This window comes from Pelomonas sp. KK5 (assembly GCF_001984095.1).
In the GTDB taxonomy this organism is placed as follows: domain Bacteria; phylum Pseudomonadota; class Gammaproteobacteria; order Burkholderiales; family Burkholderiaceae_C; genus KK5.
Map to the genome: position 1 here is coordinate 1 of NZ_LYVQ01000549.1, position 549 is coordinate 549.

The 549-nt window shown below is 60.1% G+C and carries 1 protein-coding gene; it reads left to right on the plus strand.

The annotated features are described in order from the left end of the window. Positions 1-62: 62 nt before the first annotated feature. A complete protein-coding gene (locus B0W88_RS32225) occupies positions 63-455 on the plus strand; it encodes a hypothetical protein (RefSeq protein ID WP_077038454.1) in 393 nt (130 codons plus the stop codon). The last annotated feature ends 94 nt before the right edge of the window (positions 456-549 follow it).

The following is a 549-nucleotide window of genomic DNA, read 5'->3' on the forward strand; positions in this document are numbered from 1 at the left end:
CCGCAGTTCCAGCCGACGCCTAACGGCGCGGCTGAACGCAATCGTTAGGCCTTCCCGAGTTCATGGCAATTCCACCATTTCCCGAGCTCTTCCACGCCGCCTCGTCCGGTGTCATTGGCTACGATCTGCTCGCGCGCCTCGCGGCAGAGACATCGGTTCCGGCACCTCAGATGCTTGACTCGTTTTCGATCTTCGTGGCCTCGGCCTATGCGAGCGGGGAAATGCCCTTCGATGAGGCCAGCGTCATCATCAATGCTGTCTTCGGCGTTGGCCTCAGCGAACCATTCTGGGCAGCACATGATCGAGTCGTTCCGCCCTCAATGATGGAGGTCTACCAAGCCTTCGACGCTGGCGAATACCATCATCCAGGAGACGGACCCGAAGTCGATCCGGAACAGAAGTACACGCAACCGCTCATCGCGGATTTCTTGGCGAGGTGTGGCAGCAATGCCTAACCCGCAGTTCCAGCCGACGCCTAACGGCGCGGCTGAACGCTATCGTTAGGCGCCATGGAACTGACTGCGCATCTTCGTCCTGCCGAGGGCCTTG

Excerpts from the sequence above, each read along its gene's own strand:
- B0W88_RS32225 (WP_077038454.1), top strand. The coding sequence starts at position 63 with ATGGCAATTCCACCATTTCCCGAGCTCTTCCACGCCGCCTCGTCCGGT.